The following is a 25,363-nucleotide window of genomic DNA, read 5'->3' as shown; positions in this document are numbered from 1 at the left end:
CGCTTGCATATTTCTCATGGGAAGGAAGGCCTATCGTGTAACTATTTTTATACGCACCCATCGGTGTAGTGGTCGGGCGATACTCCTACTGATGGGGGAAGTTTGGTTCCAGTGACACCGAACTTCAGCACCAGGCATTTATCTTGCGCGATGGCGGACGTTGCCCAAGCTGCTACTGAGTATGAATTTGATACCCACCAGTAACCGATGGCTTCTCCAGCTGGAGGGGGAACTAGAACCCAGAATGGTGATACGGCGGCTGCGGCCGCAGAACTTGCGGCCATTTTTCTGGTCTCTTCTTTGCTGAAATATGCGTGGCCGCTGACAATGCCCCAATCGAACCGGGGATCTGCGGTGATTGGGTACGCGTAGTCTCCGGAGCTAGTTTCAACGTGTTGGGTGAACCTGTTTCCCTCACCGGAAAAGTAAGTTGGAACGTCTAGCCCATTTGCGTCTTTCGCCCAAGGGGACTTGATGATTGCCACTGGTGATTCATCAAGTTTGACAACAATCGCTCCGCTCTCCTTATGGATTTGGAGTGAAACTGCCCCGTCCATCTCCACTTCGAAAGTTCGTGTCGTAGCGGAATCTGCAGTCGGAATAATCCATTCGAATTGCTCTCCCGAAGGGGTGAGTTTCGTTGAGTCAATAGTTCCATCCAAGACTCGCAGTGTGGCAGATTCTGGTGTTGGGCTGTTTGATGCCGTTGAAGACTTTTCAACAAAACGCGTATCGCTATTATTTGGGATCGTGAATTCTTGGCTGACTGCCGCTGCTGACTGTGACGTAGCAAGTGTCATCGCTACGGTCGGGCTTGTTGCGAGAATTAGTTTAGCTGTGCGCACATGTTCTCCTGTCGTTGCTTGGGGGACTTCTTTGTCCCGGTCGGTGAACCGATCCGCCCTGAGGCGCTTGGTTTCTGGAGTCGGTGGCCGCTGGCTGTGACTTACATCCCACTGTAGGTGTGCTACATCACACCGTCAAGGGTTTGATGAAAGAAAAATTCATTTCGCCTATCCTTGTGGGGTGGGTGTGCCTTGTTTGTGCTGTTAGGCGGCTTTTTCCGCTTCGAGGTAGCGGTTGACTGCTTCGCGGATGATTTCGAGGATGCCGCGGTTTTCGCGGCGTGCTTGGGCTTCGAGGGCTTCGGGGTCGTCGATGATGTCGATGTACGGGATGCGGCTGCCGAGTTCTACGAGGATGACCTTGAGCGGGCTGTTGCGTTCGGTGAACTCGTAGATGGGGTGTGCGAAGGCTTTCGTGATCTCTTGGTGGCTGAGTCCGTGTTTGAGTGCGGAGTCGAGGATGCGCATGAAGCTACGTCCCGTCCCTCTAGCTGTCGGCGATATCGGTGAGGTGGTTGGTGAGTGCTTGGGTGACGATGTCTTGGACTTTGAGACCGTTCTCAAAGGCGTAGGTCTTGACCTGTCGGTGCAGCTGCTCAGGGATACGGACGTTCAAGGGTTTGAGTGCCGGTGGGGTGGCTTCGGCACGCTTGCGTTCGTCTAGTAGTGCTGTGAGAAGATCGGCGCGTGATGCGGAGGGGGTAGCTCGCCGAGGAGATCGTGGTGAGCTTCGAGGAGTTGGGCGAACTCGTCGCCGGTTTTGCGGGTGCGTTTCGGGGTCTGATTGGTAGCCATGTCGCTATGCTCGCACACGGACACACCGCTAAAAAGATATGCAGCTACATGGAAACGTAGGCAGCGTGTGAAGTGTCCCAGGTTTTGTTCCGTCTGAGTAGATGGGAAAATCTGGAACATGCCAAGAAAATTTGACCAGGATGCGAAGGATCGTGTGGTTCGTCTCGTGGAAGACCGCATCGTGGCGGAAAATATGTCTCTGCAAGCCGCGTGCCAGGCGGTAGCCCCAAAGCTGGGGGTTTCATGGCAGACAGCTCGTCAATGGACTCAGCAGGCCCGCCGTGCAGGAAACATCCCAGAACCCGTGCCTGAAGATTTGGCCGCCGAAAACGCCAGGCTACGCCGTGAAATTCAAGAGCTACGCGACACCAACGAACTTTTAAAAGCTGCCTCAGCTTTTTTCGCGTCGGAACTCGACCCACAACGAAAGGAAATGATCCGGTTCATCGATGAATACCGGAGTCGTTTCTTGAGTCGAGTTCATCTGTCAGACGTTGAAAAATAACCGAGCTGGTGGGTTTATCACCTCGCGTGGGTATCGCCAGGCTAAGGCTCGTGGATTAAGTCCTCGTTGCCTTCGCGATACTGTGCTGGTTGAACGCATTAGCACTGTTCATCGGGATAATTACAGTGTCTACGGTGTGCGGAAGATGTGGCATGCTCTTCGCCGTGACGGAATTGATATCGGTCGTGAACAAACTGCGCGGTTGATGCGCCTGGCCGGTGTGTCTGGCAAAGGCAAAGGTAGATCACCTATCACAACCCGTAAGCCTGGTGTGCCTGATCTGCGCCCGGACTTGGTCGAGCGTGAATTCAAAGCCCCAGGACCAAACAAACTATGGGTGGCAGACATTACCACGCACACAGAAAGGCTTTGTGTACGCGGCATTTGTCACCGACGTTTACTCCCGACGGATAGTGGGGTGGGCGCTATCGGACTCGATGCGCACTGAAGCGTTGCCACTGCAAGCACTCAACCAGGCGATCGTGTGTGCTGAAAAAACAACAGGGCTCATCCACCATTTAGATCACGGCTCACAATATGTCAGCGTTGTCTATAACGAGCGACTTGCCCAACACGGGATTGCTGCTTCTACTGGATCTGTCGGGGATTCCTACGATAATGCACTGGCTGAAAACGTTAACGGCTCTTATAAGAACGAGCTCATCCATACTCGCAGGTGGAATGATGTTGTCGAGGTGGAAATTGCCACGTTTGAGTGGGTGTCGTGGTGGAACGAGAATAGGCTCCACCAAAGCTTGGGCTACCGAACCCCCACCGAGGTGGAAACCGAATTTTGGAATCAGAACCGGCCACAAGGAAAAATAAAAATCAAGGCAAATGCCTAGGAACAAAACCCGGGGCACTTCACGTGATACGTTGCAAGGTTGCTAGCAAGCTAGCGGGATGGGTGTGGAAAAACGTCACTATGCAACACAGTGACGTTAGGGGGGTAGAGGGTTGTTTAGCTGGCTTTTTTCTTTGGTCTGCCGCGATTGCGGTTGTCGACCTCTGGGGGGAGTTCCCCGGCTTCGCGGGCTTCTTTGACGTAGCAGTGGACGATGCCAACGCTGACTTCTAGCTCGTCTGCAATGGCGGTCATGGTCATGCCTTGAAGGAGTAAACGCTTGACTGCAGCCCGTTTCTCATCGGCGCGTGCGAGGAAAACTTCTCTGGGTGCACAGGTCCATCTTTGGGCGGTGCGAGGGTGCATACCTAGCTTTTCTGCTAGCTCTCGTGCAGTGCGTCCGTGTCTGGGATATCGAACGTAAACGGTTTTGGGGAGTTCGTGTTCGGTGCTCATGCCTCGCTCCAGATCTGCTCTGTTTGTGCTCGGCGGCTTTCGCCGGATGCGCGTCCGCCTTTGCGTCCGCGTGCGGATTGGATGTTGATGAAGTTGGCTTCGTAGACGGCTGCGCCGTCACGCCACATGCGGGACTTGGTGATGATCCACCGCGTGATTGAGCGGGCGATTTGCTCTGCTTCGGCAACGGGGAGGGTTTTCAGGCATCTGCTACTAGGTGTCGCACCCCTGGGTTGGGGTAGGGGTGGGCTGGTTGCACCGAATATGATGCAGAGCCAACAAACGACTCACTACCCCGCACCGGCTTACCCATCTCAACTTCCTGCTTCACTGGCGCTGCACGCACCTTCCTCCAGAGTCACTTTTGGGATGTCAACGCGGAAACCGCGCTCTGTTTCTGCTGCAGGGACGAGGGGGTAAGGCTACGGCGTTAAGGGATCCGAAGTCGGCACTCGGCAAAAAGTTTTCAAGATAGCGCCTGCTGGTTCACCAGGCATGGTGGATGTCGTCGTGAACGTCGCTGCTCGTGCCGTAGACCTGGCCTCGGCGACGGCAATCAGTGCAACCCCTTTTCCCAAGACGAAGTCACCGTAGGGAAAGCACCCGCTGTTGCCGTCTGCGAAGACTCGGCCACGGTGCAAGGTTTCACCGGAGCATTCGGTAGCGAGGTTGCCTTTTTGTCGGTGTTGAAGTGCTCGCGAAGGTCGATAGCCCTGTTAAAAAACCAGCTAGTTCTGGTTAGTTGATCTCGAGCACTGTCGTTTTGAGTCTCACGCCGAGTGCCACCGGAGTTTATTGTGTGGCGGAGTGTTTTGTTTGTCTATGCTTTGGGCTTAGCAGATGCGGGGCAGTGGATCGCCGACCAGCATGTCCACCATGCGCGTGCCACCAAAGCCGGTGACCAGCACGACACTGCTTGCGGGCTGCTCAACAACTTGCCCGATCACGCTAGCCTGCTCTAGCCCCACCTGGTGGAGGGCAGCGACACAGTCATCGGCGGTTTCGGGGTCGACCACAGCAATAAACGTGCCTTCGTTGGCGACATAGAGCGGATCAATCCCCAGCACATCACAGGCACCTTGGGTGAGCTCCCGGACGGTGATCGCAGTGTCATCAAGAGCAATACCTAAACCGGTTTGTTGGGCAAGCTCGTTGGTGACCGTGGCAAGCCCACCGCGGGTTGCATCCCGCATCCAATGCACCCGGTTATTATCGGCGCACAGTGCCTCGACAGCGTGGTTGAGACACCGAGTATCGGACTCAATCGGCGCCACCAGTGCAAGGTCGCCGCGCGCCATCATCACCGCCATACCGTGATCAGCGATAGGTCCTGAACAAATAATGGCATCGCCAACCTTGACCTGTGAATAATGCACCTTTCGCCCCGGTGGCACAACACCAATACCTGCAGTGGTGATATACAGCTTGTCGCAGGCGCCCTTTGGCACTACTTTCGTATCCCCGGCGATAATCGCAACCCCTGCCTTGTCGGCGGCAGCCCGCATGTCGGCGACGATCTCTTTCAATGTTGCAATCGGCAGGCCTTCTTCGAGCACAAACGCGGCTGTCAACACTTTCGGCTGGCCGCCAGCAACCGCAATATCGTTGACCGTACCGTTGACTGCGAGCTCCCCGATAGAGCCGCCCGGAAACTGGATGGGGTTGACAACATATGAGTCGGTTGACATGGCCAGGCGACCCTCGGCCACCGCCTGCGGATCGCCTAGTACCGCGATATCAAACACCCCAGAGTCGCCGGTTTCGGCAAGAATGTCGTTGTCAAACACGGGCATAAACACGCTATCGACCAGGGCTGCGGATGCTTTACCGCCCGCCCCATGCGCCAAGGTCACATAGTCATCAATAAGCCGATGCCCACGGCGGCGCACACGATCAATATTGCTATTGACGCGGGACTCGTCCTCGTTCAGTCGGTTTTTGGGATCCATCAGAGTTCTTTCCTTGAGATTATGACGACCTGGAAATAGGGCGCAGCATGGTTGTTTCCCCCTAAAAGAGGTGGCACGGCCACGCATCGTGATGCTGCCGGCACCGGCTGTGGGGTGGGGGCGTTTTAATACAACGCTGACCGCCACTTTGTGCAGTTGCAGGCGGCCGCAGAAGGAGCTGTTCTTAGTGTAAAAGAGCAGCAGCGTCCCTGAGGGGTAGATGAGCAAATCGGTAAACCACGACACATGATCGGCATGCCATGGGGGAGAGGTGTGGGCAATACGCAGCGAACCGACGAATGCGCCTCCCGCACCTGGCTTTGGCAACATCATCGCCCGCGGGCTGAATGCTCTGGCATGCGTGGGTCTCGCCGCGAAGGATATTGGGCCAGCTATAGGTTTTCCGGGGCAGATGTAATGAGAAGGCAGCCACACCATGTGTCCGTAGTGATGGGTTCGTAGTGCCGCTGCGTTGATGGTTGACTGCGCAACCGCATATGGCGTGGTCTGCGCGGGCGGGAGCTCATCAACCGGGTCTGACAGACTGGCCAGCTTTCGCATACACACGATCGCCACACGCACGATCTCTAGTGGAATATTGTCTACTGGAATAGTGAATGACGGTGCCAGGGAATCAGTGAGGTGCCGCTGCATCAGCAGTGAGGTGCCGCTGCCTTGGGAAGGAAGGCAACATCCCCATCAAAAATCCGTGACTGCGGGCGAAGGTGGGAATGAGGGTGTCGGCAGAGTTCGGGGGTAGTTCGCGGGTGGTTGCCGGGAGTGCAGGGTTGCCAGTTGAACGCTTATGAACCGGTTAAATACCCGCCTGCTGCTGTTTGCGCTGCTCACAGCGGACTCGGTTAGATGTTCTACGTGCCTTTTTCCAAACAACAATCTTTAGCCCTGAACCCTGCCAGACCACTGACACTCGTCGGCTGGTGTGTAGCACTCATCACCATGGTGTTATTTGTGGCCGGCTGCTCCGCCAACGGCGGTGCGCCGCGTGACAGCACTGAGAACACGTCCGCCGCCGGCGGCAGTGTTGATACGCCACGGCTGACAGTCGCGATGGTTAGCCACGGTGCGCCCGGGGACACGTTTTGGGATTTAGTGCGCAAAGGTGCTGAGGATGCGGCACGGGCACACAATATTGAGTTGAAATATTCTTCCGATCCGCAAGCACCCAACCAGGTGAACCTGGTGCAGGCCGCCATCGACGCCAACGTGGATGGTATTGCGCTGACCCTGCCAAACCAGCAGGCACTCGGCCCCGTCGCGCAGAAAGCAGCTGCTGTCGGAATCCCGGTTGTTGGATTGAACTCCGGCATGGATGCTCTCGAAACCTATCAGCTCGACGGATTCTATGGCCAAGACGAATCCATCGCCGGGCAGATGGCCGGAAAACGACTCGCTGAGGCGGGGGCGAACAAAGTACTGTGCGTCATCCACGAACAGGGAAACTCCTCCCAGGAGGCGCGCTGTGCTGGGGTGAAAGACGGATTGTCCGGCGGTGATGTCGAGATTCTCTACGTCAATGGCCAAGACCTCACCCAAGTGAAGTCCACGGTGCAGGCAAAACTTTCCCAAGACAGCAGTATTGACACCATCATGGCACTGGTGGCACCGGTTGCCTTAGTCGCCTCCGATGCGGCAACTGCTGCGGGCGCGTCCGTTAACATCGCCACGTTTGACACCAATGCAGAGCTGGTTACCGCGATTAAGGATGGTCGCATTCAATTCGCAATTGACCAGCAGCCCTATGTGCAAGGCTATCTGGCAGTCGACGCCCTGTGGCTGGCCAACCGGAACGGTTCAACAGTTGGCGGCGGACAACCGGTATTGACCGGTCCCAGTTTTGTGGATGCCACCAATGTCGACACCATCGCTGATGCTGCCGCCCAGGGGCTCCGCTAGCGCACCCCGCACCACTAGCAGCCGCTACGAGACTCCAGGCAACCGGCTCGTGTTGTTCTAGAGATCTCCTCCTTAGCGGAACAACACAACCGGCCAGGTGATGGAATAACAGTTGAGTTGGCAGGCGTTGAAAAACAGCGATAGCTGTGAAGTCAGTAGGGTTAAGGTCAAGAACCCGCGGTATTACACCAGGGTGGTGATGCGCTGTTATCGGTCTGTGCTAGTCCGGCAGTGCCCCACCCAACTGCGGTATCGTGGCCCGACTTGCTTCGTAGTTACTCCCTGATTTTCTACTCGTTTGCGTTCGCACTGCGTTCCTTACTTCATTACTACTTTCCTTCCTTATTCTTTCCCTCCTTTCTCTAGTTCCTTCTTCTTGAGTTTTTCCTCCTTTCCCTTGCTGGCCTCGTGCCCAACAGCACGGGTCACCCCCGGATCGTAAAGGGTCAACGTTTTATCGTGAACACCACCAGCAACGATGCGCCGCGCAGGTATTCCGCCCGGTGGCTTTTGCGCCGCCCAGAACTCGCCAGCCTCGTCGGGGCACTGGTCATCTTTTTTCTTTTCATGGTGGTCGCCCCACCATTTCGATCCATTGACGCCTTTACCACAGTGCTCTACGCGTCCTCCACGATGGGGATCATGGCGTTAAGTGTTGGGTTGCTGATGATCGGCGACGAGTTTGATCTCTCCTCCGGGGTGGCGGTGACCACCTCGGCGCTGGCCGCGACCATGCTCGCCTACAACCTGCACCTCAACGTGTGGGTGGGTGCACTCTTGGCGCTAGGGGTCTCAATCGGAGTGGGGATGCTCAACGGCTGGCTGGTGATGAAAACGAAAATCCCCAGCTTCCTGATCACCCTGGCCGCCTATTTGATGCTGCAGGGCGCCAACTTGGCGGTCACCAAACTCGTTACCGGACAAGTCGCCACCCCCACCATTGCTGACATGGATGGTTTTACCAGTGCCCAGGCAGTGTTTTCCTCTACCATCCCCATCGGCAGCCACCGGCTGCAAATCACTGTCTTATGGTGGCTGTTCTTTGTGGCGATTGCTTCCTTTATGCTCTACAAAACCCGCTTCGGGAACTGGGTGTTTGCCGTCGGCGGCAACCAGCAGGCCGCCCGCGCAGTGGGCGTGCCGGTAACCCGAGTCAAAATCACCCTGTTTGCCTTAGTTGGTGCGGCCGCCTGGTTTGTGGGCATGCACAACTTGTTTGCCTTCGACTCCATCCAAGCCGGGCAAGGCGTCGGCAATGAATTCCTCTATATTATTGCCGCGGTCATTGGTGGCTGCGCTCTGACCGGCGGCCGAGGAACCGCGATTGGTACGGCGATCGGTGCCCTCATTTTCGGCATGACCAACCAAGGAATCGTATTGGCCGGCTGGAACCCGGATTGGTTTAAGTTCTTCCTCGGCGCCATGCTGCTGTTTGCGGTCATCGCCAACAAATCTTTCGCATCCTATTCGGAGAAGCGGTCATGAGCGACACACAGAACCAACGCGGCGTTACGCAGCGCAGCGATTCCCAACACAGCGGGCAAACTGACAGGCTGGTGAACCCAAAAGTCGGCCAGCAAGCAGTAGCCTCCGGGCAGACCAATCAGTCGAGCCCTGTTATTGAACTGCGCGGGGTGAGCAAAACCTATGGGAGTTTCCAGGCACTGGACGATATCAGTTTCAGCGTCCACGCCGGGGAGGTCACCTGTATTTTGGGTGATAACGGGGCAGGAAAATCAACCCTCATCAAAACCCTATCGGGGCTGCACCCAGCCAGTGCCGGTGAGATTCTCCTCGACGGAACCCCCACCGTATTCGCCAGCCCAAAGGATGCAATCGACGCGGGTATTGCCACCGTGTACCAGGATCTAGCAGTGGTGGGCTCCATGCCGGTGTGGCGCAACTTTTTCCTCGGCCAAGAACTCACCACAGGGCCGGTGAAGATGCTGCGCACCGCAGAGATGACACAGATCGCCGATCAGGCGTTGCGGGCAATGGGAATCGAATTAAGCGACATCACCATCCCAGTGGAGCGACTCTCCGGCGGGCAGCGGCAGGTCGTTGCCATTGCTAGAGCCATTCACTTTGGGGCGCGGGTCGTAATTTTGGATGAACCTACTGCAGCGCTGGGCGTGAAACAGTCCGGCATGGTGCTGAAGTTTATTGCTGAAGCCCGCCGCCGTGGCATCGCGGTTATTTTCATCACCCACAACCCGCACCATGCCTATCTGGTGGGGGACAGGTTTATGATTCTGAAACTGGGCAAGAGCGTCCTGAACGCCCGTCGTGACGAGGTGAGTCTCGACGAGCTGACCCGACAGATGGCAGGCGGTGCGGAACTAGCATCCCTCGCCCACGAATTGGAGCGCGCGCCATAAAGCCTGGAGGTAAGGCTCTCTGTGTTTCGTGGCTGTTCTTATGCTGGTGCGGCGGGCATGGCTTACCCGGGCGCCTCGGTTTTCTGTCATGCAAACCAGGTGGGTTGCAGCGTTGCTCGCTTTTGCTCGGCGCCAGGATGTGGAAATGTGCTGGTCGGACTTCTAGGACATGATGGCTGCCTAGAGCCTGCGGGATCGCAGGCGTGTCATCGAAGTGATGGGCGAAGTCATTGACCGGGTCGATTCCGGGGGTCTCAATGCTTGCATAAGCGGCGGGTATGGGGCTTGAATATGGTCGGACGACGAACGGACGTTTAGGCGTCGTTCGACTACCAGGTATTTAGGTATATAGGCGGTTTCGGTGAGGCGATCAATAGCGGGCTGGAATATCCTTGGGGAACCGCGCTGCGGTGAGCAGAATCTGCCTCTGTGCATCTGTCAATTCGTGCTTGCTGCCGCGCAGCGTCTGCGGCAGTCATTGATGCACTGTGCACCACCCAGAGTCGACTTATGAACAGTTGTATTTCAGGTGCGTGATCTGTTACTGTCAAACGTCGGACTTCTGCACAGATATCTTTGCCACATGTCACGTGTATGTCACGTGCCGCACAGTGTGGCAACCGTGCAGGTAGGGGGAGGGAATCCCCGCCGTGGACGATCATCGTCACGTGCACCGCGCGCGCATCGCGCAGCGAAGTCCGAGATACATATTCATACACTTACTTTGTTGTAGGCCCACCGCCAAGGTTGGTTGCCGCACACTGTGAAAGCCCTGCTCTTGCACAGACTTTGTGTGACTTCTCGCAGTGGTTTTTTGTGGTGTCGGTGATCCGCAAGGCGTCCGTGTTCTGTATTCGGCAGCGAGCTTCCACGTTACTGAGCGTTGGCGGCGCCAAGTGGCCGGAGTTGTTTTCACGATAACGCCGATCTGGTGATAGGAACCGCAACGAGAAAGGCATTAGGTCACTTCTTATGACCATGACTGATCCAATTGCCGACATGCTGTCGCGCATTCGGAACGCTAACAATGCGTTCCACGACAGCGTGTCGATGCCGTCCTCCAAGCTCAAGGGTCACATTGCTGAGATCCTCAAGCAAGAGGGCTACATCGCCGACTATGAAATCTCTGAAGAGAAGGTCGGTAAGACACTCACCCTGCAGCTGAAGTACGGTCCGACCCGGCAGCGTTCCATCGCTGGCCTGCGTCGCGTGTCGAAGCCAGGTCTGCGTGTGTACGCGAAATCCACCAACCTGCCGCAGGTGCTGGGAGGCTTGGGCGTGGCGATTATCTCCACGTCGCAGGGTCTGCTCACCGACCGCCAGGCATCCGAGAAGGGCGTTGGCGGGGAAGTCCTCGCTTACGTCTGGTAAGGAAGGTTAGAGAAATATGTCGCGTATTGGTAAGAATCCGGTGGCGATCCCGTCTGGTGTGGAGGTCAAAATTGATGGCCGCACCGTCGAGGTAAAGGGACCTAAGGGCACCTTGTCGACCACCATCCCGGAACCGATCACCGTTGCCCAGCAGGACAACGAGATCGTGGTTTCCCGTCCCGATGACCATCGCAAGTCGCGTGCAATGCACGGTCTGTCCCGGTCGCTGATCAACAACATGGTGATCGGTGTCACCCAGGGCTACACCATCAAGATGGAAATCTTCGGTGTTGGTTACCGTGTGCAGGCCAAGGGCTCGAACCTGGAGTTCTCCCTCGGCTACTCGCACCCAGTGCTCATCGAGCCACCAGAGGGTGTTACCTTCGCTGTCGATGGCAACACCAAGTTCTCGATCACTGGTATTGACAAGCAGAAGGTCGGGCAGATCGCCGCTATCATTCGTCGTTTGCGCAAGGACGATCCTTACAAGGGTAAGGGCATCCGCTACGAGGGTGAGCAGATCCGCCGCAAGGTCGGAAAGACGGGTAAGTAAACAATGACTAACCAAGAGCATCAGAAGCGCCTGCCGATTGGCCGGGATATCTCGACTCGTCGTCGTGTCGCCCGTACCCGCCGCCACGCGCGGATCCGCAAGACCCTGCGTGGTACCGCTGAGGTTCCACGTTTGGTAGTGCACCGCACTTCCCGCCACATGCATGTGCAGGTGATCGACGATATCGCCGGTAACACCTTAGCTGCTGCTTCCACCATGGAAGCTGATGTGCGGGCAATGGAAGGCGACAAGAAAGCCAAGGGCGCCAAGGTTGGCCAGCTTATTGCTGAGCGTGCCAAGGCTGCTGGCATCGAACAGGTGAAGTTCGACCGTGGTGGCTACAAGTACCACGGCCGTGTCGCTGCACTGGCGGACGCTGCCCGCGAAGGTGGTCTGCAATTCTAATGACCACGATTGTTCTCAACACTCCTAACGGAAGGATCGCGTAATGCCGGGACGTGAACGGCGTGACGGCGGACGCTCCGCCGAAAACCAAAACAATGACCGCAACGAGCGCCGCGGTCGCCGCGACGATCGTCGTGATGACCGCCGCGGCGGCAACAACGACGAGCGTAGCCAGTACCTCGAGAAGGTCGTCACCGTCAACCGCGTGAGCAAGGTTGTCAAGGGTGGTCGTCGCTTCAGCTTCTCCGCACTGGTTATCGTCGGTGACGGCCAGGGTATGGTCGGCGTCGGCTACGGTAAAGCCAAAGAAGTGCCTGCCGCTATTCAAAAGGGCGCCGAAGAAGCTCGCAAGAACTTCTTCCGCGTACCGATGATCGCTGGTACCATCACCCACCCTGTGCAGGGCGAAGCCGCTGCCGGTGTCGTGATGCTGCGGCCTGCCGCACCAGGTACCGGTGTGATCGCCGGTGGTGCAGCCCGCCCAGTGCTCGAATGTGCTGGCATCCAGGACATTCTGTCGAAGTCGCTGGGTAGCGACAACGCCATCAACGTGGTGCACGCTACCGTCGATGCGCTCAAGCAGCTGGTTCGCCCTGAAGAGGTGGCCGCTCGCCGTGGGAAGACCGTTGAAGAGGTCACCCCGGCACGCATGCTGCGCGCTCGCGCTGGACAGGAGGCATAATCCATGGCTCTGAAGATCACCATGAAAAAGGGCCTGGTGGGGGCTCAGAAGAAGCAGAAAGACGCCATGCGCGTACTCGGGCTTCGGAAAATCCACCAGAGCGTCGTCCATCAAGACAACAAGGCTGTGCGCGGCAACATTCTCGTCGTCCGCCACCTTGTTGAGGTTGAAGAAGTGGAAGGGGAGTAAATCATGAGCGAACCGATTAAGCTCCACGATCTGCGCCCCGCCAAGGGCGCACACAAAGCCAAGACCCGCGTTGGTCGCGGTGAAGCGTCCAAGGGTAAGACCGCTGGTCGCGGTACCAAGGGTACGAAGGCACGCAAGCAGGTTTCGGCCGCATTCGAAGGTGGCCAAATGCCACTGCACATGCGTCTGCCGAAGTTGAAGGGCTTCAAGAACCCGGCGAAGATCACCTACCAGGTGGTCAACGTTGCCGATCTGGCGAAGCACTTCGAAGCCGGTGCCGCAGTTGGTATCGAAGATTTCGTTGCCAAGGGCCTCGTCCGCCCGAAGCAGCCAGTGAAGGTGCTCGGTAACGGCGACCTCGACATCAAGCTCGACGTCACCGCAACCAAGTTCTCTGGCTCTGCTAAGGAAAAGATCGAAGCCGCTGGCGGCTCGGTTACCGAAGCAAACTAAGGCTTAGCCTTTAACTGTAGCCCGGAGACGCCGCTGGTGCTTCACACCTAGCAGGCGCCACCACGGGCACATCCACTCACCCCACTGAACATGCACAACGCATGGCCAGTGGGGTGAGTTTTTTGCTATTGCAAGACGCTGCTCTTATCGGTAATACCGCCGGTTCTGACGCGCAGCACACTTATCACTTTCTGCCGTATACACACTGTGTGCAAAGGCATTGCACCGCGGCACAGCAGCTTCAGGGTTTGCAAATCCTGTCACGGCGAGGACACCATTTTGGTTATCTGCAGCTGACGTGTAGCTACTAGTCGCCAATGTCAGCCTCCTCACCATCTACAATGCAGGAGAGCATGAGTGACGAAATCCGGTCGGTGCAGCACACCTAACGCAGAGCAACGCACACAGCCGGTGCGAAACACAGAGGAGGGGTCTATTCGTGTCGGAACCGCTGACTGTGGTGATTGCCCCTGATTCGCTGAAAGGGACATGCCCTGCCCCGCAGGTTGCCGCCGCGCTTCAAGTCGGATGGCGGACTGTGCGGCCACAAGACACCCTCATCGAAGTGCCGATGGCCGATGGTGGGGAAGGTACCGCCGCAGTGTTTTACCGTGCCCAACCAGGGGCACAACACCATTCCCTTTGCCTGAGCGGGCCGGATGGAACTGGCCAGACGACGAGCTTTTTCACCAGCGTTCGCACTCAACACGGTCGTCGCATTGCCGTTGTTGATGTGGCATCAACCTGCGGCATCGAACTAATCAACCAACCTATACCGCTGACTGGATCTACCCGTGCCCTCGGGGAGGCGATCGCGGCAATCGTTGACCGTGGTGTCGATGAAATCATTATCGGTATCGGATCCAGCTGCTCAACTGACGGTGGTGCGGGGATGCTGCAGTCGCTTGGGGTGCGGCTCTGCGACGGGGAAGGTGCAGCAATTAGGCCAGGGCTACAAGGACTGGTCACCCTGGAATCTGTTGACGAAGACACGCTGAAAAACCTGCAGCAACGCCTTGCAGACATCACGATCACTGTATTGTGTGACGTCGACAATCCGCTCACCGGGCCCCGCGGAGCGGCAACAGTATTCGGCCCGCAGAAAGGATTAGCGGACACCTATTTCGACAGTGCCGATACAGCATTGGCGAACCTCTGCACCCTGCTCGGCGGCGACCCGCAGCAGCCCGGTGCCGGTGCGGCGGGTGGATTAGGGATGGCGCTGCGCGTACTTGGCGCAACTCTGCAACCAGGCGCCCACACCATAGCAACGCTCCTTGGACTTGACAGGTTACTCAGCAGCGCCGATATTGTGCTCACCGGGGAAGGCAGCCTGGATGCATCGTCCTTCCACGGCAAAGTTGTTGGCACGATCAGCGGGCTTGTGGAACAGGCTAGGGATCAGCGCACTGACACCGAACCTGGCAGCGACCACCGGCGACCGGAGCTGCTTATCGTGGCAGGTCGCATCACAGGGGATTTGCCTTCCAGCAGGTCGGCAGCGCAGGCACTTGCCTTAACTGAGCTAGCAGGAAACGAACAGTCGGCAATAGACGACCCTACGCGATGGCTTCGCGAAGCAGGCAAAGTGTTGGCAAAACGAGCTACCAAGCAGCAACAACATATCCTGCGCTAGGACGTTTAGGCGCCGCTGCAACAATGCTGCGGTGCGGCGAATCAGTGTTTCGCGAGGGCAGCGGCATATCACTTTGCTCGCGGAAAACGGTACACAGACGTTTCTTTGCCCAGTAGGAGATCGCCCGCGGGTACTTCGCCGAGTTTTTTCAAGGAGCAGCAGACAGTGACAGTTGCATTACAAGCAAGCCTCGTCGGGGTCATCGTTGGTCTGGTCATCGGTGCGCTCGGCGCAGGCGGCGGGATTATTGCGGTGCCCGTGCTCACCTACCTCCTAGGGCAGTCGCCACATGATGCCACGAGTGGATCATTAGTTATTGTGGGGTTGACCGCACTTGCCACATTGCCGGCAAAATATCGCCTCGGACAAGTTCGCCTCCGCCAAGGGATCCTCTTTGGTGCACTTAGTGCTGCGGGGGCGATAATTGGCAGGATTGCCAACCATCACCTCGACGGGCACCTGCTATTTGTCTCCTTTTCCGTGCTCCTGCTCGTAGTCAGTGTGCTCATGATGCGAAACGCCCGCACACAGCGCCGAACGGAACAATCAGCAGCATCGCCGACACGCCAGTTGGCTGCCCAGGACACTGATCGCCCCGGTACTGATTCCGCGGTAGGCAGCAGCCCATCGCCGATATCGCTCATCGCCACCGCCACCCTCACCGGTATGCTCACCGGCCTGTTCGGGGTGGGCGGTGGGTTTATTGTTGTTCCAATACTCATGCTCGTGTTGCGGTTTACCGTCCGGGAAGCAGCAGGCACCAGCCTGGTGGTGATGGTGATCGCCAGTGCCGTGTCAATACTTACCGGTCTTGCCGCAGGACAATTTCACGTCGACTGGCCAGTCGTGCTCTGTTTCCTTCTCGGCTCGACAGTTGCCGCCCGCCTAGGTGGGCGGCTGTCGCAACAGGTGCGCCAATCTACTTTAAGCTTCCTGTTTGCGCTGTTGGTGTTCCTCATCGGGGCACTGACCTTGACACAAACCCTGCTCGCCGCCGGATAAGCAGAGGGACACCCATGGGTGTGACCACCCGGAAACACTCGGCTTGAAAGCTGTCACAGTGCGGCGGGAAAGGGTGGGGGAGGGCTAAGCCGGTACCCTCAACTATGGCATTTCGATGGTGTGCTGGTAGGGTTGCTCTGTCTAACTGTGGGCTAGCCATGCCCACATACTGGTTTGCGTAAACGAATCAGGCAGCTCGCCGGGATGGAACACAAGACCTTCCTGCCGACGAGATGTTTTTCTACATTATTGAAATATCAACATGCACAGGGCTTGACCAACAGCTGTGCCGCACACATGCACCAAACGCTGGAGTTATCGACGATGACTTTCCGCATTTGGTGTCTGGCGTCAGTACAACTGTGCAAGCCGCGTAGGGCAGTGATGCCCGTGCCCCATGCCTTGTTCTGTCACCACAACCGTGCAGTATCCGGTGGGAATATTCCCTGCGAAACCAGATCACATGATCGTTGGCAGGGTGGCAACAACGGCAGGGCAATCCAACTGTGATCTCACAGCGGTTTTCTGCGGTGTGCAGTGGTCGAACAACCCTAGGAGGATACGTGTCCGCGTTAACATCGGTGTTTAAGGACGCTGATCTTCGCAAGAAGATTTTATTTACGGTCGCGATGATTATCGTGTACCGCATCGGCGCACAGATCCCGTCGCCCGGTGTCGACTATGCCGAGATCTCCGGCCGGTTGCGGGAGCTCACCCAGGGAGAAAACAGCGTCTTCTCGCTGATTAACCTGTTCTCTGGTGGGGCGCTGCTGCAGCTGTCGGTGTTCGCTATCGGCATCATGCCGTATATTACGGCGTCGATTATCGTGCAGCTGCTCACCGTGGTGATTCCCCACTTTGAAGAGCTGAAGAAGGAAGGACAGTCCGGCCAGTCGAAGATGACGCAGTACACGCGTTATCTCACCTTAGCGTTGGCGCTGCTGCAGTCGGCCGGCATTGTGGCGCTGGCTGACCGTGGCCAGCTGCTCGGCCAAGGGGTTGAGGTTCTCAAGGCTGACCGGAACTTCTTTGATCTGGTCATCATTGTGATCACTATGACTGCCGGTGCAGTGCTCACCATGTGGATTGGTGAGTTGATGACCGAGCGCGGTATCGGCAACGGTATGTCGCTGCTTATTTTCGCCGGTATCGCCACCCGGCTGCCCACCGACGGTGCCGGGATTTTAAGCTCCTCCGGTGGTTTCGTGTTCACCATGGTGCTTATCGCGGTCATTATTTTGGTGATCGGCGTGGTGTTCATCGAGCAAGGGCAGCGCCGTATCCCGGTGCAGTACGCCAAGCGTATGGTGGGTCGTCGCCAATACGGCAACACCTCCACCTATCTGCCGCTGAAGGTCAACCAGGGTGGCGTGATCCCGGTGATCTTCGCATCGTCGCTGATCTATGTGCCGGTGCTCATCACCCGGATCATTAACTCCGGTCGGCCAGTAGCACCGGATAACTGGTGGCAGAAGAACGTCATCCAGTACTTAGAGACCCCGTCGAGCTACCAGTACATCATCTTGTACTTCGTGCTCATCGTGTTCTTCTCCTACTTCTACGTCTCGGTGCAATATGATCCGAACGAGCAAGCCGACAATATGAAGAAGTACGGCGGGTTCATTCCGGGGGTACGCCCGGGGCGGCCCACGGCTGAATATCTCTGGTATGTCATGAGCCGGTTACTGCTGGTCGGCTCGGTATATCTCGGCCTGATCGCAGTATTGCCAAATATTATGCTGGATCTTGGGGTAGGAAGTTCTGCAGGACGCGCCACACCGTTCGGTGGTACCGCTATTCTGATTCTTGTCTCCGTTGCGTTGACGACGGTGAAACAAATCGAATCGCAACTGCTGCAATCGAACTACGAAGGATTCTTGAAATGAGACTCGTTCTCCTAGGCCCTCCCGGTGCTGGCAAAGGTACCCAAGCCGCTATTCTCTCCGAGAAGCTCGGCGTACCTCATATCTCTACCGGGGACTTGTTCCGCTACAACATCGGGCAGGGTACCCCGCTCGGCAATGAGGCGAAAACCTATATTGACGCCGGCAAGCTGGTGCCAACTGATGTCACTACCCGCATGGTGGAAGATCGGCTCAGCCAGGATGATGCCAAAGATGGCTTCCTGCTTGATGGTTTCCCACGCACGGTGGAACAGGCCGATCTGCTTGATGCGATGCTTGCCAAGCAGGGAACGAAACTCAACGGTGTCGTGCAGTTCGACGTCAGCGAAGACGTTGTCGTGGAACGGATGCTTGCCCGTGGTCGTGCCGACGACAATGAAGAGACCATCCGCACCCGGCTGCAGGTGTACCGCGACGAGACTGCCCCGCTGATCGAGCATTATGGGGATCAGATTATCGCGGTGAAAGCGGAAGGGACAGTAGCAGAGATCTCTGCTGCTACCTTGGAAAAGCTGAACAATCTCTAGTCAGCGACACATACTGGCACCTTGGTGCTAGCAGCTGACATGCGCGATGCCCCTGGGGTTTCTCCCCAGGGGCATTGCGCATGTCAAGAAGGTTTCTTTTCCCACAGATAGCGCCGCGCAGTGGCGCTGGGTGAATTGGGTTTTCGGTGTTTTCAAACTCGCGGCTTATTGTGCTGCTCGTTTGGTGTGGTGTTGCCGGTCGAGCTTTCGCGTATGTAGTTGCGCGGACTGGGTTTATCTGCCTGGTGGGGTACAGTTTGCACTATGGGTTTTCGTAAAGGAAAAAAGCGTATTGCGGGTAAAACACCGGGCGAACTTGATGCGATGGAGGCAGCCGGCCGTATTGTTGGCAAAGCACTGGTTGCTGTCCGGGAGGCCGCCAAACCGGGGATGACCACTGCTGACTTGGATGCGATTGCTGAGGCGGTGATCCGCGACAATGGGGCAATTCCGACATTCAAAGGCTATATGGGGTTTCCGGCGAGTATCTGCTCTTCGGTTAACGATGTGATCGTGCACGGCATACCAAACACAACAACGGTGCTGCAAGAGGGGGATTTGGTCAGTATTGACTGTGGCGCCACGTTGGACGGCTGGGTTGGTGATTCGGCGTGGACATTTGGTATCGGCGAACTTGCCAAGAAACACCAGGCACTCAATGAGGCGACCCGGTTTGTGTTGTATGAAGGATTGCAGGCTATGGTGCCGGGCAATCGGCTCACCGATGTGTCGTGGGCGTTAGAGCAAGCCACTGATGCTGCGGCGCAGCGCTTCGGTGTGATGCTGCATATTGTGGACGGCTATGGCGGTCACGGTATTGGACACACCATGCATGAGGAGCCATTCCTGGCAAACGAGGGTGATCCTGGTCGCGGGCCGCTCATTGAGGAGGGCAGTGTGCTGGCGATCGAGCCGATGCTCACGCTTGGTACCCGGGACTCGTTTGTGGAAGCGGATGATTGGACAGTGGTGAGCTTGGATCATTCCTGGGCATCCCATTGGGAGCATACGGTCGCCGCCACCGCGCAAGGTCCCCGGATTCTTACGCCGCGAGATGTTGCCGACTAGCGTGTAAACGCAAGAATTGTTCCCATGTTCTTGTCGATCTTCACGACCACCTACTGGTTATCGGAGAGGTAACTGGGAGGTGGTTTTTTGCTGCCTGCCACGAGCGAGTAGTGGGATGTTTTCGCTTGGTTGTGGCGCATAGTTGAAAAATCACATCGACGGTACGACTGTGGTCTATTGCACCTTGTAGTGGCAGCGCCCGGTGCTTATGAGGGGTACCGGGGTCGGTGGGGGATCGCAGCCAAGGGGAGTACTCGCACAGGTCGTGTGCAGACCCAGCGGTTGATGCAGCTTATCCTAGCCACGGCGGCGCTTTGGTGAGGCCGGTGCCTGATGAGTTGTTCAGTTAGCCGTCAATACGCGCACCGGGCAACGGATGCGGTGCACGATTCGCATAGCAGCCGGTAAGTGTTACATCGAACTGAAAAAAGCATTCCCGGGGGAGTGCTCAACATTCACATTATTCACACTAGTTTGCCGGATTTCTGGCAAACAATTGTTTGCAGCTGTGTCCCCTGCGCTAAGCTTGCCGTCATGGAACAAGGCTCCCGTTTTTCTCATGCGTTTTTCCGCGCAGTCACTGCCGCCGGTTTGGTTGCCGGACTTACTGTTGGGCTCAGCCCTGCCGCAACCGCACAGGATGCGCCACCGGCGCCAGCGCCTGCTGCCGGATCGAGCGATTTCGCCTGGAATCTTCACGAGTCAATCTACGGTTCCTCCACTGGCCTGCCCGATCCGATCGGCAATGCGGCTCGTGGATTCGCCGACGGGTTAACTGGGTTGCTCGCGCCAGGCCTGCTGGAGCAGAAAGCCCGCGAAGCGCAGGAAGCGCTCAACCCGCCGGCCCCGGAGCCGGCACCCGCCCCAGCACCGCTGCCCTATGAAGGGTTCGATCAAAGCAAATGCCCGCCGCAGGCTCGCGCCTGCATCGACCTTGATCATGAACGCACCTGGCTGCAGAAAGACGGTGTGATTACTTGGGGGCCGGTGCGGGACTCGGCAGGTGCCCCATATCCGGCAACCGCCACCCCACGCGGCACTTTCTACGTCAACCGCAAGGTGAAAGACGAAGTTTCCCGGGTGTACAACAACGCCCCGATGCCATATTCGGTGTATTTCACCAACAACGGCATTGCCTTCCATGAAGGAGATGTCAACCTGTGGTCGCACGGCTGCATCCACCTCAACCACGAAGATGCCGTGCACTACTTCAACAACCTCAACATTGGCGACATGGTGTACGTGTTCTAGCCTGTACACCGTCGGCCTGTCCCGAGAGTGTTTTCCACCCCAGATCGGCGCATCGTTACGATGCAGCCAGCTGGGGTGTTTCGCATTTTTTCGCACCGTTGTCACCGCAGCAGTGGCGCGTCACTCCCCGCACGATGATCACAGCAGGGCGCTTTGCCGCATGGAATGATGCTTCGCGCTCGTAGGTTTCCCCCGAAGCATTATCGTTGGCTGCGACACGCCCAACAGTCTGCTTCCTTGCCCGCCGGGGCTGTCAGTGTTACAAGCATCCCGGGGAAGAATTGCATAATGGTGATCCGGCGCGTAAGCTCGTGCGATGGTGTGTGCATATGGTCAATACTGTTGACCTTGCTGGAATAAGCAATGCAGGCACCATCTCCGCCACAGCTGTGGCGGTACGTCGATTTTCCGTTGCAATCAACGCCGTGCCAACCGGAGTATTTCCTGCACTGTGCAAGAAGCACCCACCCCGGCCGGGCACGAATAAGGAATGTGGAGTCCATGGCAAAAAAGGAAGGCGCAATCGAGGTAGAGGGTCGCGTAGTCGAATCCCTGCCGAATGCGATGTTCCGTGTCGAACTCGATAACGGTCACAAGGTACTTGCCCACATCAGTGGCAAGATGCGCCAGCACTACATCCGTATCCTCCCCGAGGATCGGGTTATTGTAGCGCTGAGCCCCTACGACCTGACTCGCGGCCGCATCACGTACCGCTTCAAGTAATACTGGCGAGAAGTTTTTTCTACACCGCCTCCTTATCCCACGGTGTGCTTGCCCTGGTGCAGGACATCCTAGCCAGGGAAGAAGTTTGTGCGTGAACCATTTTTTTCCGCAACTGTTCCTGTAACACTTGCAGTCAATGTTTCCCGCAACCATTCACACCTTCGTTTCCTACCTTTGGCATAACGGTGGCCAAAGCCTCACTGTTTTTCTCTCCCACTGATCCGGCATCCGTCCGGGCGATGCGAGTTGTGATGTTGGTGAGGACGGATAGGGAGAAAACCACCGCAACAACCGGAAGGATCATGCCTTATGGCACGCCTTGCTGGAGTTGACCTCCCGCGTAACAAGCGCATGGAAGTCGCTCTCACCTACATCTACGGCATCGGGCCTGCCCGTGCCAAGCAACTTCTTGACGAGACTGGTATCTCGCCGGATCTGCGCACTGACAATCTCACCGACGAGCAGATCTCAAGCCTGCGTGACGTCATCGAATCCACCTGGAAGGTCGAAGGTGACCTTCGCCGCCAGGTGCAGGCTGATATCCGTCGCAAGATTGAGATCGGCTGCTACCAGGGTCTGCGCCACCGTCGTGGCCTGCCCGTTCGTGGCCAGCGCACCAAGACGAATGCGCGTACCCGCAAGGGCCCGAAGAAGACCATCGCCGGAAAGAAGAAGTAAGTAGATGCCTCCGAAGAGTCGTTCAGGCGCACGCCGCACCGGCCGTCGCGTCGTCAAGAAGAATGTGACCCAAGGGTCCGCATACATCAAGTCCACCTTCAACAACACCATCGTGTCGATCACCGACCCGCATGGTGCCGTGATCTCGTGGGCGTCCTCTGGCCATGTTGGCTTCAAGGGCTCCCGCAAGTCCACTCCATTCGCCGCACAGATGGCAGCAGAAAGCGCTGCCCGCAAGGCAATGGAGCACGGTATGAAGAAAGTTAATGTTTTTGTGAAGGGCCCGGGCTCGGGTCGTGAAACCGCTATCCGCTCCCTCTCGGCCGCCGGCCTTGAGGTCGACACGATCGTCGACGTGACCCCGCAGCCGCACAACGGCTGCCGTCCGCCGAAGCGTCGTCGCGTCTAGCAGGGAAAGGAAAGGTAACTCGATATGGCCCGATACACTGGTCCTGCAACCCGTAAATCCCGTCGCCTCCGCGTTGACCTGATCGGTGGGGACGCCTCTTTCGAGCGTCGTCCATACCCTCCAGGACAAGCTGGCCGTGCCCGCACCAAGGAATCTGAGTACTTGCTGCAGCTGCAGGAAAAGCAGAAGGCACGCTTCAACTATGGCGTCATGGAAAAGCAATTCCGCCGCTACTATGCAGAAGCCAACCGTCTGCCGGGTAAAACCGGTGACAACCTGCTGGTGCTGCTGGAATCCCGTCTCGACAACGTCATCTACCGCGCAGGTCTGACCCGCACCCGCCGCCACGCCCGGCAGCTCGTTGCACACGGTCACTTCACCGTGAACGGTCAGCGCGTGACGATCCCGTCCTACCAGATCCAAAAGCACGACATCATCGATGTTCGGGAACGCTCCCGCAAGATGGTCTGGTTCGAAGAAGCACAAGAAATGCTGGCCGACGCACAGACCCCAGCATGGCTGCAGATCGTCCCTGACACCCTGCGCATCCTCGTGCACCAGCGCCCCGAGCGCGCACAGATCGACATCCCGCTGCAAGAACAGCTCATCGTCGAGTTCTACTCGAAGTAATCCTTCGAGTACACCAGCCGGTGGCCAGCCGCTACCGGCCGGTGGTGTTATGTCGCATGCGACAACCACCATTCTCTACAACTTCACCACCTCCGGTCTCGTCACCTGCGAAACCAGCATCCCACGGCCAGTCGAATATCCGACTCCCGCAAGATGTTGCAAAGCAGCCTGACTGGTCCGGCGGCATGGTTAGCCCGTTGCAGAAACCGCATCGTTCACGCAACACTGGTTGCTTTCGATGCACACTACAGCGCGCTAACCACCACGGTATGAGCGCTGCCACGGAGCCACCGAACTGTATCCGTAGAAGTTCCAGTTCCCTGTGACTGAGCCTTATCGGCCAACACCTCGGGCAGCCTCATACACGATGTACTTTCATTTGGCGTCATATAGCGGGCGCCACTGACAAGGAGACTTACATGCTCATCTCGATTCGGCCTTCCCTCACCGAAGAGCCTATCGATGCTTCCCGCTCCCGGTTCATCTTTGCACCACTGGAGCCGGGCTTCGGCTACACCCTCGGCAACTCGCTGCGCCGCACCTTGCTGTCCTCCATTCCGGGGGCAGCGGTTACCAGCGTGAAAATTGACGGTGTGCTGCACGAATTCACCACCATCCGCGGTGTGAAAGAAGATGTTTCCGACATCATCTTGAACATCAAAGGCCTGGTGCTTTCCTCCGACTCCGACGAGCCGGTCGTTATGGTGCTTCGCAAAGAAGAACCAGGTGAAGTCACTGCTGCCGACATCACCCCACCAGCAGGTGTGGAAATCCACAACCCGGATCTGCACATCGCCACCCTCAACGAGACTGGCAAGCTGGAAATCGAGATGATCGTCGAACGTGGCCGCGGCTACGTTCCAGCCACTATGGCGCAAGACACCGGTGAAATCGGTCGCATTCCAGTCGACCAAATCTATTCACCAGTGCTCAAGGTCAGCTACAAGGTTGAAGCGACCCGTGTGGAACAGCGCACCGACTTCGACAAGCTGATCATCGATGTGGAAACCAAAAACTCGATCACTGCCCGTGATGCTGTCGCATCGGCCGGCAAAACCCTGGTCGAGTTGTTCGGTCTGGCACGCGAACTCAACACCAATGCTGAAGGTATTGAAGTTGGGCCATCCGGTCAGGACACCGAACACATGGCTGCCTACTCGATGCCCATTGAAGAGCTGTCCTTCTCCAAGCGCAGCTACAACTGCCTGAAGCGGCAAGATATCAACACCGTCGGCCAGCTTGCAGAATGCAACGAATCCGACCTTATCGATATCCGCAACTTCGGTCAGAAGTCTATTGACGAAGTGAAAGTAAAGCTGGCAAGCCTCGGTTTGACGCTGAAAGATGCTCCGGAAGATTTCGATCCTTCCACCATCGAAGGCTACGACGCCGAAACTGGCGGCTACATCGACTACGACGCCGACGACGAAGAGTAGAAAACACTAGAGAGCATCGCGCCTTACGCAGTAAGGAAACGATGCAATCATCGGTTGGAACATCGACAATTCATCGATGCAGTCGTTCTTAAAAATCTCAGGAGTACCCCATGTCTAAGCCCAAGAAGGGCCAACGTCTCGGCGGCTCAGCCTCCCACCAGCGGAAGATTCTGGCGAATCTCGCGGCTCAGCTGATCGAGCACAAAGCCATCAAAACCACCGACACCAAAGCGAAGCTGCTTCGCCCCTACGTCGAAAAGATCATCACGAAAGCCAAGCGCGGCACCCTCGCTGATCGTCGTAACGTACTGAAGCTGATTCCTAACACTGCAGCTGTGAACTACCTGTTCGACGAGCTGGCAGAATCCTTCGCAAACCGCAACGGTGGCTACACCCGCATCATCAAGCTGGAGAACCGGAAGGGCGACAATGCGCCTATGTCCCAGATCTCCCTGGTGCTGGAAGAAACCGTCACTGCTGAAGCAACCCGCGCAACCCGCGCTGCTGCTTCGAAGAAGGCTGACGAAGCCAAGGCTGAAAAGGCCAAGGCTGAGGAAGCTGAAGCAGAGGTCGAAACCACTGACAAGGAAGCCGCTGACGCCTAGTTCGTCAACGCACAATCCTTGGCACCATACGGTGCAACCCGAACACACCGCAGTACTGGCACAGGTTTCCTGTGCAGCAGCGCTGCGGTGTGTTCGTTTGTTTATCAGCGCGCTTCAACTGGCACGTATGCGGCAAGCATCGGCACGTTATCCTG

Annotated in this window: 29 protein-coding genes and 1 pseudogene; 24 read left to right on the top strand and 6 right to left on the bottom strand. The window is 57.1% G+C overall.

Annotation, left to right across the window (positions count from 1 at the left end):
- Window positions 1-47 precede the first annotated feature (47 nt).
- The 4 genes from CCHOA_RS08635 to CCHOA_RS11065 form a co-directional block, all read right to left on the bottom strand.
- Window positions 48-662: a hypothetical protein gene (locus tag CCHOA_RS08635; protein WP_123929511.1), complete on the bottom strand. Its 615-nt coding sequence runs from the start codon at window positions 660-662 to the stop codon at window positions 48-50.
- Window positions 663-1,049: 387 nt separating this feature from the next.
- On the bottom strand, window positions 1,050-1,313 hold the full coding sequence (locus tag CCHOA_RS08630; protein ID WP_123929508.1) for a hypothetical protein: 264 nt from the start codon (window positions 1,311-1,313) through the stop codon (window positions 1,050-1,052).
- A gap of 19 nt (window positions 1,314-1,332) precedes the next feature.
- A complete protein-coding gene (locus tag CCHOA_RS10845) occupies window positions 1,333-1,461 on the bottom strand; it encodes a type II toxin-antitoxin system HicB family antitoxin (protein ID WP_221339800.1) in 129 nt (42 codons plus the stop codon).
- Between the two features lie 44 nt (window positions 1,462-1,505).
- Window positions 1,506-1,640, bottom strand: coding sequence for a hypothetical protein (locus CCHOA_RS11065; protein WP_281273270.1), 135 nt, complete (start codon window positions 1,638-1,640; stop codon window positions 1,506-1,508).
- A 93-nt stretch (window positions 1,641-1,733) separates the two neighbouring features.
- Here CCHOA_RS11065 and CCHOA_RS11115 point away from each other — a divergent pair.
- From CCHOA_RS11115 to CCHOA_RS11105, 3 genes and pseudogenes are all read left to right on the top strand, one after another.
- Window positions 1,734-2,145, top strand: a pseudogene (locus CCHOA_RS11115) (transposase).
- 82 nt (window positions 2,146-2,227) lie between these two features.
- Window positions 2,228-2,593, top strand: coding sequence for an IS3 family transposase (locus tag CCHOA_RS11110; protein WP_342769404.1), 366 nt, complete (start codon window positions 2,228-2,230; stop codon window positions 2,591-2,593).
- Complete coding sequence (locus CCHOA_RS11105) at window positions 2,517-2,990, top strand: integrase core domain-containing protein (protein ID WP_342769403.1); 474 nt, start codon at window positions 2,517-2,519, stop codon at window positions 2,988-2,990. Before CCHOA_RS11110 ends, CCHOA_RS11105 begins: the two co-directional genes overlap by 77 nt.
- 116 nt (window positions 2,991-3,106) lie before the next feature.
- Here CCHOA_RS11105 and CCHOA_RS10715 read toward each other — a convergent pair whose 3' ends face one another.
- Both CCHOA_RS10715 and hypE read right to left on the bottom strand, forming a co-directional pair.
- Complete coding sequence (locus CCHOA_RS10715) at window positions 3,107-3,244, bottom strand: hypothetical protein (RefSeq protein ID WP_164472441.1); 138 nt, start codon at window positions 3,242-3,244, stop codon at window positions 3,107-3,109.
- A 1,034-nt stretch (window positions 3,245-4,278) separates the two neighbouring features.
- The gene (hypE, locus tag CCHOA_RS08620) at window positions 4,279-5,394 is read right to left on the bottom strand and encodes a hydrogenase expression/formation protein HypE (protein ID WP_123929506.1); all 1,116 of its coding nucleotides are present in this window, start codon (window positions 5,392-5,394) and stop codon (window positions 4,279-4,281) included.
- Between the two features lie 957 nt (window positions 5,395-6,351).
- On the opposite strand from hypE, the gene CCHOA_RS08615 reads away from it, so the two are divergent.
- From CCHOA_RS08615 to rplQ, 21 genes are all read left to right on the top strand, one after another.
- Window positions 6,352-7,308 (top strand): substrate-binding domain-containing protein, encoded by a 957-nt coding sequence (locus CCHOA_RS08615; RefSeq protein ID WP_123931103.1) that lies wholly within the window; start codon window positions 6,352-6,354, stop codon window positions 7,306-7,308.
- Window positions 7,309-7,767: 459 nt separating this feature from the next.
- Window positions 7,768-8,793 (top strand): ABC transporter permease, encoded by a 1,026-nt coding sequence (locus CCHOA_RS08610; RefSeq protein ID WP_245992123.1) that lies wholly within the window; start codon window positions 7,768-7,770, stop codon window positions 8,791-8,793.
- Complete coding sequence (locus CCHOA_RS08605) at window positions 8,790-9,686, top strand: ATP-binding cassette domain-containing protein (protein WP_123929503.1); 897 nt, start codon at window positions 8,790-8,792, stop codon at window positions 9,684-9,686. Before CCHOA_RS08610 ends, CCHOA_RS08605 begins: the two co-directional genes overlap by 4 nt.
- Before the next feature lie 972 nt (window positions 9,687-10,658).
- A complete protein-coding gene (rpsH, locus tag CCHOA_RS08600) occupies window positions 10,659-11,057 on the top strand; it encodes a 30S ribosomal protein S8 (RefSeq protein WP_123929500.1) in 399 nt (132 codons plus the stop codon).
- A gap of 16 nt (window positions 11,058-11,073) precedes the next feature.
- The gene (rplF, locus tag CCHOA_RS08595) at window positions 11,074-11,610 is read left to right on the top strand and encodes a 50S ribosomal protein L6 (protein WP_123929497.1); all 537 of its coding nucleotides are present in this window, start codon (window positions 11,074-11,076) and stop codon (window positions 11,608-11,610) included.
- A gap of 3 nt (window positions 11,611-11,613) precedes the next feature.
- Window positions 11,614-12,015, top strand: coding sequence for a 50S ribosomal protein L18 (gene rplR / locus CCHOA_RS08590; RefSeq protein WP_123929494.1), 402 nt, complete (start codon window positions 11,614-11,616; stop codon window positions 12,013-12,015).
- 43 nt (window positions 12,016-12,058) lie between these two features.
- Window positions 12,059-12,697 carry a 30S ribosomal protein S5 gene (gene rpsE, locus CCHOA_RS08585; protein ID WP_123929491.1) on the top strand — a complete coding sequence of 213 codons (639 nt, stop codon included), beginning with the start codon at window positions 12,059-12,061 and terminating at the stop codon, window positions 12,695-12,697.
- A gap of 3 nt (window positions 12,698-12,700) precedes the next feature.
- Window positions 12,701-12,886, top strand: a complete 186-nt coding sequence (gene rpmD, locus CCHOA_RS08580) for a 50S ribosomal protein L30 (RefSeq protein ID WP_123929488.1) — start codon at window positions 12,701-12,703, stop codon at window positions 12,884-12,886.
- A gap of 3 nt (window positions 12,887-12,889) precedes the next feature.
- Window positions 12,890-13,339: a 50S ribosomal protein L15 gene (gene rplO, locus CCHOA_RS08575; protein WP_123929485.1), complete on the top strand. Its 450-nt coding sequence runs from the start codon at window positions 12,890-12,892 to the stop codon at window positions 13,337-13,339.
- Between the two features lie 439 nt (window positions 13,340-13,778).
- The gene (locus CCHOA_RS08570) at window positions 13,779-14,975 is read left to right on the top strand and encodes a glycerate kinase (protein WP_123929482.1); all 1,197 of its coding nucleotides are present in this window, start codon (window positions 13,779-13,781) and stop codon (window positions 14,973-14,975) included.
- A gap of 165 nt (window positions 14,976-15,140) precedes the next feature.
- On the top strand, window positions 15,141-15,977 hold the full coding sequence (locus tag CCHOA_RS08565; protein WP_123929478.1) for a sulfite exporter TauE/SafE family protein: 837 nt from the start codon (window positions 15,141-15,143) through the stop codon (window positions 15,975-15,977).
- A 563-nt stretch (window positions 15,978-16,540) separates the two neighbouring features.
- Window positions 16,541-17,863: a preprotein translocase subunit SecY gene (gene secY, locus CCHOA_RS08560; protein ID WP_123929475.1), complete on the top strand. Its 1,323-nt coding sequence runs from the start codon at window positions 16,541-16,543 to the stop codon at window positions 17,861-17,863.
- Window positions 17,860-18,408, top strand: coding sequence for an adenylate kinase (locus CCHOA_RS08555; RefSeq protein WP_123929473.1), 549 nt, complete (start codon window positions 17,860-17,862; stop codon window positions 18,406-18,408). The genes secY and CCHOA_RS08555 overlap by 4 nt, the downstream gene beginning before the upstream one ends.
- 264 nt (window positions 18,409-18,672) lie before the next feature.
- On the top strand, window positions 18,673-19,476 hold the full coding sequence (gene map, locus CCHOA_RS08550) for a type I methionyl aminopeptidase (RefSeq protein ID WP_123929469.1): 804 nt from the start codon (window positions 18,673-18,675) through the stop codon (window positions 19,474-19,476).
- A 534-nt stretch (window positions 19,477-20,010) separates the two neighbouring features.
- A complete protein-coding gene (locus CCHOA_RS08545; RefSeq protein WP_123929466.1) occupies window positions 20,011-20,727 on the top strand; it encodes a L,D-transpeptidase in 717 nt (238 codons plus the stop codon).
- Between the two features lie 501 nt (window positions 20,728-21,228).
- Window positions 21,229-21,450, top strand: coding sequence for a translation initiation factor IF-1 (gene infA, locus CCHOA_RS08540; RefSeq protein ID WP_123929463.1), 222 nt, complete (start codon window positions 21,229-21,231; stop codon window positions 21,448-21,450).
- Window positions 21,451-21,759: 309 nt separating this feature from the next.
- Complete coding sequence (gene rpsM / locus CCHOA_RS08535) at window positions 21,760-22,128, top strand: 30S ribosomal protein S13 (RefSeq protein ID WP_123929459.1); 369 nt, start codon at window positions 21,760-21,762, stop codon at window positions 22,126-22,128.
- A gap of 4 nt (window positions 22,129-22,132) precedes the next feature.
- Window positions 22,133-22,537, top strand: a complete 405-nt coding sequence (gene rpsK, locus CCHOA_RS08530) for a 30S ribosomal protein S11 (protein ID WP_123929457.1) — start codon at window positions 22,133-22,135, stop codon at window positions 22,535-22,537.
- A 24-nt stretch (window positions 22,538-22,561) separates the two neighbouring features.
- Window positions 22,562-23,167 carry a 30S ribosomal protein S4 gene (rpsD, locus tag CCHOA_RS08525; protein WP_123929454.1) on the top strand — a complete coding sequence of 202 codons (606 nt, stop codon included), beginning with the start codon at window positions 22,562-22,564 and terminating at the stop codon, window positions 23,165-23,167.
- A 419-nt stretch (window positions 23,168-23,586) separates the two neighbouring features.
- The gene (locus CCHOA_RS08520; RefSeq protein ID WP_123929451.1) at window positions 23,587-24,603 is read left to right on the top strand and encodes a DNA-directed RNA polymerase subunit alpha; all 1,017 of its coding nucleotides are present in this window, start codon (window positions 23,587-23,589) and stop codon (window positions 24,601-24,603) included.
- Window positions 24,604-24,713: 110 nt separating this feature from the next.
- Entirely contained in the window at window positions 24,714-25,208 is a 495-nt protein-coding gene (gene rplQ, locus CCHOA_RS08515; protein ID WP_123929449.1) for a 50S ribosomal protein L17, read from the top strand.
- Window positions 25,209-25,363 lie beyond the last annotated feature (155 nt).

Origin of the sequence: Corynebacterium choanae, from assembly GCF_003813965.1 — a bacterium.
In the GTDB taxonomy this organism is placed as follows: domain Bacteria; phylum Actinomycetota; class Actinomycetes; order Mycobacteriales; family Mycobacteriaceae; genus Corynebacterium; species Corynebacterium choanae.
This window is presented reverse-complemented; position numbering and strand designations above follow the sequence as displayed.

Excerpts from the sequence above, each read along its gene's own strand:
- CCHOA_RS08605 (WP_123929503.1), top strand. The coding sequence starts at position 8,790 with ATGAGCGACACACAGAACCAACGCGGCGTTACGCAGCGCAGCGATTCC.
- CCHOA_RS11065 (WP_281273270.1), bottom strand. The coding sequence starts at position 1,640 with ATGGCTACCAATCAGACCCCGAAACGCACCCGCAAAACCGGCGACGAG.
- CCHOA_RS08615 (WP_123931103.1), top strand. The coding sequence starts at position 6,352 with ATGGTGTTATTTGTGGCCGGCTGCTCCGCCAACGGCGGTGCGCCGCGT.
- rpsE (WP_123929491.1), top strand. The coding sequence starts at position 12,059 with ATGCCGGGACGTGAACGGCGTGACGGCGGACGCTCCGCCGAAAACCAA.
- rplO (WP_123929485.1), top strand. The coding sequence starts at position 12,890 with ATGAGCGAACCGATTAAGCTCCACGATCTGCGCCCCGCCAAGGGCGCA.
- rpsD (WP_123929454.1), top strand. The coding sequence starts at position 22,562 with ATGGCCCGATACACTGGTCCTGCAACCCGTAAATCCCGTCGCCTCCGC.
- CCHOA_RS10715 (WP_164472441.1), bottom strand. The coding sequence starts at position 3,244 with ATGACCGCCATTGCAGACGAGCTAGAAGTCAGCGTTGGCATCGTCCAC.
- hypE (WP_123929506.1), bottom strand. The coding sequence starts at position 5,394 with ATGGATCCCAAAAACCGACTGAACGAGGACGAGTCCCGCGTCAATAGC.
- rplF (WP_123929497.1), top strand. The coding sequence starts at position 11,074 with ATGTCGCGTATTGGTAAGAATCCGGTGGCGATCCCGTCTGGTGTGGAG.
- rpsM (WP_123929459.1), top strand. The coding sequence starts at position 21,760 with ATGGCACGCCTTGCTGGAGTTGACCTCCCGCGTAACAAGCGCATGGAA.
- rpsH (WP_123929500.1), top strand. The coding sequence starts at position 10,659 with ATGACCATGACTGATCCAATTGCCGACATGCTGTCGCGCATTCGGAAC.
- rplQ (WP_123929449.1), top strand. The coding sequence starts at position 24,714 with ATGTCTAAGCCCAAGAAGGGCCAACGTCTCGGCGGCTCAGCCTCCCAC.
- CCHOA_RS08545 (WP_123929466.1), top strand. The coding sequence starts at position 20,011 with ATGGAACAAGGCTCCCGTTTTTCTCATGCGTTTTTCCGCGCAGTCACT.
- CCHOA_RS08555 (WP_123929473.1), top strand. The coding sequence starts at position 17,860 with ATGAGACTCGTTCTCCTAGGCCCTCCCGGTGCTGGCAAAGGTACCCAA.
- infA (WP_123929463.1), top strand. The coding sequence starts at position 21,229 with ATGGCAAAAAAGGAAGGCGCAATCGAGGTAGAGGGTCGCGTAGTCGAA.
- rpsK (WP_123929457.1), top strand. The coding sequence starts at position 22,133 with ATGCCTCCGAAGAGTCGTTCAGGCGCACGCCGCACCGGCCGTCGCGTC.
- rpmD (WP_123929488.1), top strand. The coding sequence starts at position 12,701 with ATGGCTCTGAAGATCACCATGAAAAAGGGCCTGGTGGGGGCTCAGAAG.
- map (WP_123929469.1), top strand. The coding sequence starts at position 18,673 with ATGGGTTTTCGTAAAGGAAAAAAGCGTATTGCGGGTAAAACACCGGGC.
- CCHOA_RS08630 (WP_123929508.1), bottom strand. The coding sequence starts at position 1,313 with ATGCGCATCCTCGACTCCGCACTCAAACACGGACTCAGCCACCAAGAG.
- rplR (WP_123929494.1), top strand. The coding sequence starts at position 11,614 with ATGACTAACCAAGAGCATCAGAAGCGCCTGCCGATTGGCCGGGATATC.
- CCHOA_RS08520 (WP_123929451.1), top strand. The coding sequence starts at position 23,587 with ATGCTCATCTCGATTCGGCCTTCCCTCACCGAAGAGCCTATCGATGCT.